The 6854-nt window shown below is 49.8% G+C and carries 6 protein-coding genes; 2 read left to right on the forward strand and 4 right to left on the reverse strand.

From position 1 onward, the window contains the following. Positions 1-90: 90 nt before the first annotated feature. The 4 genes from RR842_RS10640 to RR842_RS10655 all read right to left on the reverse strand — a co-directional run bounded on the left by RR842_RS10640 (position 91) and on the right by RR842_RS10655 (position 4299). The gene (locus RR842_RS10640; protein ID WP_332729716.1) at positions 91-813 is read right to left on the reverse strand and encodes a hypothetical protein; all 723 of its coding nucleotides are present in this window, start codon (positions 811-813) and stop codon (positions 91-93) included. 721 nt (positions 814-1534) lie between these two features. After that, a complete protein-coding gene (locus RR842_RS10645) occupies positions 1535-2362 on the reverse strand; it encodes an S-4TM family putative pore-forming effector (RefSeq protein ID WP_332729717.1) in 828 nt (275 codons plus the stop codon). Next, complete coding sequence (locus tag RR842_RS10650) at positions 2343-3077, reverse strand: RloB family protein (protein WP_332729718.1); 735 nt, start codon at positions 3075-3077, stop codon at positions 2343-2345. Before RR842_RS10650 ends, RR842_RS10645 begins: the two co-directional genes overlap by 20 nt. Continuing rightward, positions 3070-4299: an ATP-binding protein gene (locus tag RR842_RS10655; RefSeq protein WP_332729719.1), complete on the reverse strand. Its 1230-nt coding sequence runs from the start codon at positions 4297-4299 to the stop codon at positions 3070-3072. Before RR842_RS10655 ends, RR842_RS10650 begins: the two co-directional genes overlap by 8 nt. 156 nt (positions 4300-4455) lie before the next feature. Here RR842_RS10655 and RR842_RS10660 point away from each other — a divergent pair, with 156 nt between their 5' ends. After that, a complete protein-coding gene (locus RR842_RS10660) occupies positions 4456-5595 on the forward strand; it encodes a hypothetical protein (protein ID WP_332729720.1) in 1140 nt (379 codons plus the stop codon). A gap of 1 nt (position 5596) precedes the next feature. Then, positions 5597-6322: an SEC-C domain-containing protein gene (locus RR842_RS10665; protein WP_332729721.1), complete on the forward strand. Its 726-nt coding sequence runs from the start codon at positions 5597-5599 to the stop codon at positions 6320-6322. Positions 6323-6854: the final 532 nt, after the last annotated feature.

The following is a 6854-nucleotide window of genomic DNA, read 5'->3' on the forward strand; positions in this document are numbered from 1 at the left end:
GCGCCTTATATCCTCATATCTAAAGAAAGGGGTTTTACGGCGCTTTTGATAACGGCATCCCATGGCCGAACCATGAAATCCATCTTGAGCTCAGCGGATTGCATCGAGTGCTCCTCCAAGATAATCAAGCCCGCATCGCTTCTCCCTTTCGTCGAGCGACATGGCAAAATCAGCCGCCACTACCGTCGCTGGCATTTCGGCTTCGTCCAACAAGCCCGCGGGTGCCCCCTCTGCGGTTCTGATTATGCAATTTCCGCCCTGGTCGGGCATCATAAAGTACTTTTCCACCACATCCGCCTCGCGCGCGTAACCATCGATTGTACGAGCGTTGGAAACCAGACCCATGCCAGCTGATGAGGAGGCGCTCATGCCGCTTTGCGCGAGGGAGGCCCTAACGTCATCGGCAAACGATTGTGACACAGAATAAACCTCCACTGTAGCGCGCTTTCTTGCAAGCCAAACCAAATCTTCCGCCGAGATCGATTTGAGCTTCTCAAGCAAACGGCGCTTTCGGTGATACGAAAGCCAGGATACATCTTTCCCGTCGAGCAACAGCAATGCCGCCCAAGCAGTCTGCGCGTCCCACGGCCGCCCTTTTCCCCTGCTGTTGTTCTTATATGACTGCACGCATCCTGCATCCAGCAGAAGAGCGCCACCCGCTACCTTTCGGCCCTTCAAAACGCCCGCGCGGAAAAGCCTTGTAACCTCATGGGTTTGAACGCCCAAAAGCTCTGCCGCCTGTGCAGCAGAGTATCCAGTTGTTATGTCAAGCCTGTTAATCATTTGCATATATATTACTGCACGATAAGACATATGTAAATCGTCACAGCAAAACGGCATATTATATTGCATCTGGCTGAGATTGATTCCACGTGACTGAAAACGCCGAGTATCTCGATAGGCCCGTTAACTTTTTGCTTACGATTTGCCGACATCGGGGGCTGCTCGCCCCCGAATCCCCTCGGCAAGGTGGAAGCCACCCTGCACCCGCAGCCACCAGGGACATGCTTGGGGGTGTCCCTGGCTGATTAATCAACTCAAGGCCGTTCCAACGGCACTCAGACATACGCGGATCGCGTCAGGAGGCATTCGACTTTTCTTTAAAATGCATTATCCCACATGAAAACAAGGACCTTGTGAGTAAGATATATCAAATTGCACCAGCTAAATGCAAATTCCGCTTGAATTGCGTGCCTACTCCGATAGAAACTGCGTGAGTTTTCTGCGCCCATCGCGGCGGCGATCCTGTCGAGAGCCCACTGTCGAGTAGGGATTTTTGACTTTTGCTTTATCTGCAGCAACCTTCACCTCTTTATCAGCTACGCGGAATGTCATGGCAAAACAAGGTCGCAAAGCGACATCGATCTTCTTTACTGAATATCTTAAAGTACCGTTTTCGCAATGACTCGCGATCCATATGCCAACCCTATTTGAATTCGACAAGACCGCCAATCTCCGCTTGGTCTTCGGCGCGAAACCAACTTAATGTCCAAAAACACTGCCTTGGAATTGCTGGTCGCTCTACAATAATCAATTATGCAGTCGTTCTTGCCTCATCCATTTTCTTGCGAAGATTGTAGAACCAATCGGGAACAAGAAATGAAGCAGAGCGGTATTCGAAAATATCATTCTGCGTTCGCTCAATACTCGCCTTGTGTATGAGGTTGTAATGCCCGATATCCTTCGAGAGATTCCTTGCCTTCATTGAAACACGAATCCCTTTCGCTCCTTGAGCGATGGTCCATTCCAGTATGCTTAAAAGAAAGGCGTATGATGCAGGGTTTTGACAAGTGAAGAACACTAATAATGCGATAAGCGCACCGACAATGATCGCCAGTACAAACAAGCAAATTAGATATGCACGCATTAGCCCACTCGTCCAGTATGCATTTTGCGTTTGACATCTCGCTATCGCCTTACCTGCAGTCAGTCCCTCCAGCGAAACGCTGTACCATAAGTTGAAGTCAGAAAGATCACTATGTCTCTTCCTATACCTAGCCTCGTATTTTTTAACCTGCGTTTCGTCGCTCTCTGTGTTTTCAAAACGCATGCCAAAGACCACAGAGTCAAACCTTTGCTGAATGCGGGCCCCTAAACGAACTCTACCTTCAGAAATCAGCATTACTACAGTACCTATTAGTAGCACAGCCACATCCAGGACAACAATCACAGAAAACGGCAGTGCGCAGAAAGATTGATAAACCGTCACCGCCAAGGGAATACCTAAGAACACGACTGCAGCCCAAAAATCGATTACCTTCGCACTCGAGTAAGCCGCCCTCTGTGCCGCAAGGAGTAAGAGGTTCTCCTCTCGCTCCTGCTCGATCAGGATGGTGTTGCCATTATTCATCTTCGGGTTCACCCAGCCGTTTCATATACGGAAGCAGCTCTTCCACCAGCTTGTGAACCGTAGTACCAGGATTGGCATCAGCTGGCGCCTTACCCGCATTCACAGCCTCGAGCTTTTTCGCATTTGCGATTGCGCCTGACAGAATGCTCTCCAGAATCTCGTACATATCCGTCCTGCCCTTGCCGTAAGGCCCCATGCCAGCGTCCTCCATTAGGACGGAGAGCATCTCAACGTATGCCTCACGACCCAAAGCAGACTGCTGGTAATGGAAGTGCAAAACGTACCACAGCTCGAACGATTCATTCGACCACACAGCGCGGTATTCGGTTCCGTCCTTGCTCGCCTGGGCGCACTTCTCTACAACGGAGTTGAAATTGCCGCGCGGGAAGGAATCCTTGTCATATACGACCCAGACCTGCGTGAATCCATCAGCATCGCCTTCAGCGATTTCTCGCGCTTGCTCGAAGAGAGACAACGTGTTCTTGCCCTCTCCTTGGACGGTAACGGTAACGTACTGGCCGTGATAGTTTTCGTTGATTCGCTTCTTCATCTCCCCGAAGTAGTATGGCTCCGTCTTTGTTCCCTCTGAGATGATGAGGTAACGCTCGGGCCTGATGGGTATAACAGGTAGTTGCGGACGCCCTTTTCCCCATGAACTTTTCAACCTGGATGCCACCGTCTGCTCAGCCTTCTTCAGTTCGCTATGTTTCAGCGGTTTCTTACTCATGGGCATCACCGGCATCCTTGGCCTCATCCCAAGTCAGCATGTTTTGCAGATAGGGGTCTGCCCCATAACGACCAGCAAGATATTGCCTGTCGTACGCATTGCCGGTCCTAACCCTCTTACCATCGCTGTCCGCAATGTCGGCCAATGAGTAAAGCTGGGACGGGCCATCGGGAGTCCTGGCGGCAAACCATATCTCGTCACGCCTGAACATGGAGCTATTAAGCGTACTCATATCGTGGGATGTGATGACTAGCTGAGCACCCTTCGGATTGGTCTTCTTATCGGCAAATAGCCTGATGAGATACTTGAGCAGCTTTGGATGCAGCTTGGCATCGAGCTCGTCAGAGACGAGAAGGTGACCATGCGCCAATGCAACGAGAATAGGCGGAACAAGGCTCAAAAGCTTTCTTGTACCATTCGATTCCTCATCTAACTCAAGCTCGTAACCATCGCCTACATTATGGGTGAGGTAGATGCCCTCAAGCGTATCTTCCTTGCCATGCTCATATCTGATGTCGGTGATATTGATGTCCATGGCGTTCAAGAGGCCGATGATCCGCTGCTTCTCGAAATCCTCCTTGGGCTCCATGAAAAAGTTTTCGAATCTCGATTCAGAGTAGTCGAGAAACTCGCACGATAGAAACCATCCGAATGCGTCGTCAACGGAGTCGAAGTCGTAGTTCACCTTAAGAAAGGTCAGGTAGGGCATCATCTCGTCGACATCAGTATTGACTCTCTTGCGCTTGAGAGACGATCCAAGCTCGACATCCTTGCCAGAACGCTCGAATATGGTCGCCGTAGCGCCCTTGCCAGCCTTGCGGCGATGAAGGTACTCTTCCTCGATGCGGCCTTCCTTTACGGAGAGAATATAGCGGTATAGATACTCGCCCCTATCGAACAGCACGCAGAAAGTAGTAGGATTCGAACGAGATTCAGCCTCAAAGGCGTAAGGTCGACATGTGATCTTTGGAAAGTTCTTGATTCTCTGTCGAAGCACGAAGTACGGGAGAGTCACGTAGTCGTACAGGCACTCAAGGGCCTGTAATACGCTAGACTTTCCGCCGCCGTTAGGCCCGTATATCACGGATACGGGGAGGATACATCTACTTCCAACCCCATTGATGAGAGTATCGTCATGCTCGTCAATCGAGGCAGCCTCCATCTGAAGGGTGACCTCGTCTCTGTAGCACTTGAAATTGTCGAAGGTGAATTCGATTAGCATTTTCAATCCTCAATATTTGTAATTGTAATATCGTTTACGGTAATTAGTTTACCCTATTGTCTTTACAATTGCAATTTGATATAACCTAAGGGAGAAAGTTGACGAATAGCGCACCACGCCAACCATTCCTTGGGAGATGCGCGGACAGGAGCACATATGAAAGAGATATCAAAGATTCTTGAGGACGGTGCTTATGCAATCGATATAACCCCGTCGATGTTCGAGGAGGCAAAGAGTCACTATAGCGCGATGGGGTCTTATCTTGAAAACAATGACATCATGGCAAATATATCGCCCTGCGGCTCAATCGTGATGGGAACCATAGTGCGACCCCTTCTTAAAGACGATAACGACTATTTCGATATAGATGTCATCGTAAAGCGCATGGATCTTGAGAAAAAACACTGCACCCCGAGCGACGTAAGAGACCCTGTGGAAGACGCACTGCGCTCGAGCGACCGTTACAAAGACAGAATTGAAAACTGTGATGAATGTATAACACTTCTATATGTCTTAAACGGCAAGGAGGGCGGCTTCCGCCTCGATCTGGATGCATGCGTTGCCGATCTTGCTAATCCAAAAGCTACCGCATGTGAAACCCACGGTGATTACGCGGACGACGCCGTTGCAATTGCCAAGAAGGCACCCGATGACTGGCTCGGCAGCAACCCAAATGGTTTATGCGACTGGTTCCTCACAGAGAACCAACGCTTCGCCAATGCAGGAAGAATGAAGCGCAAAGAGGCGGTCTTCTCCCGCAACCAGACGCTCTATGAATCAGTGGAAGAAGTACCAGATCTGATGGACCGATCTGCCCTTCAGCGCGCCGTGCAAATAGCAAAGCGCTCGCGAGACGAGCATTACCGAATGAGCAGATTAGACAACAAGCCCACATCGTGCGTGCTTACAGTGCTCATGGCTAAAGTATCGAAGGACCTTCCAGACGATGCATCGGTCCTCGACATTCTCACAAGCTTCACCGAAAGATTGCAAAGAGACAAGTTGCTTGTCGAGCTTGGAGAAAGCTGCCTCATCGGAGCATCGGGACACTGGGACCTGAGCAATCCCGTATATGATGAGAATATGCTTGATGGGTGGGGCAACTCCGATGTGAATGCCTTCTTCAGATGGGCGGAGACGCTCGGTGCTGACTTGGCTGGCTTACAGCAAAGCAACGCGAAAAAAGAGGCAGCTGCCGCTTCAATCTTCGGCAAAAAGGTCAAGGAAAATATCTTGCCAGCCACAGCGGGTACAGCTGCTGCAGTCGTCCCGCATAAGCCCTGGAGGAGCATATAATATGACGGCGGCCGACCTGGAGACCGCCATCGACGAGTTGCGGATAAACTACCCCCAGATGACGATTAGCGCGGATGAAAATGAGACAGTGATTGCAGAGGGAGACTATTGCCTAGACGCAGAGTACGACGGGGTTCGGTTGGTTGAAACGTTCGTCATCAGGGTCGCAATCCCGCCCGACTACCCAAAAAGCGTCTCATCCGTGAAGGAGATATCTAACATCATTTCTTCAGATTACGAGCACCTGTACGAAGACAGATCGTTTTGCCTCGGTATCGACGGGGAATTGCGCATGGGTATTTTGGATAATCCGTCCATGGTAGCTTTTCTGGAAGGCCCCGTACGGAGCTATCTATATTCAGCCCTCTTCTATCGCCGTTACGGCAGGTATCCCTTCGGCGATCGAGCTCACGGCTCCTTCGGCATCATGCAGTTCTACATGGAAATGCTTGATGTCGATAATGCATCACAAGCCTTAGACATAATAAGGTTTATTGAGATCGGAAATTACAGGGGGCATCTGCCCTGCCCTTGTGGCTCCGGGGTAAAGCTTAGAAATTGCCACGGTGAACAGCTATTCGAGATAATCAACGGAGAGAAGAGAGGGGTTATTCTCAAAGATTGGGATAAAGTAAAGAAACATGCTTATATCGAGGAACAATACAGGAATCATCCCGCATCTGTTCTCCGTGCCCTATCTCTTAAGAGCCCATCTCGTCGGTCATAGCGAAGTGTGTTTTGCAGTCAGTAACGACGGTTTTCATTGCATCTTAGGAAGCCAGATCAATTACCAACACGTTTGAAAGATGCACTTGGGGCCCGATGTGTCGAGCCCCAAGGTTCTAAATGGCGTTGTTGTCTGGAAACTATTTGCTGAAGGCGCACTTTAGTTTCTTTGCCAGCTTTATCTCATCTTGCTTCTTTGAACTTGCGTTAGCGCTTGCTTCGATAACCTCAATACCTAGAGGCTACTCCGTAAGTCATAATCCCAGTTCAAGCGTCACTTCACCTCGGTTTCTGGTATAATGAGTGTAAGGTTTTTGACGATGTTGAGACAAAAACCTTACACCTCTAAAAGGCTCCTTACCTCAAAACCGGGAACATTCATGTATAAAGATACTTCTCAAATGACTATAGAGGACTTCGTATTTCCCTTCGGCTCTCTCGATCCCAACAACCGCTGGGTACGTATGGCTTCGTTTGTGCCATGGGACGAGATCGAGAAGTCCTACGCAAAGAGCTTCGGCAAGACCGGCGCT

The organism is Gordonibacter sp., from assembly GCF_036667095.1.
Lineage (GTDB): Bacteria > Actinomycetota > Coriobacteriia > Coriobacteriales > Eggerthellaceae > Gordonibacter.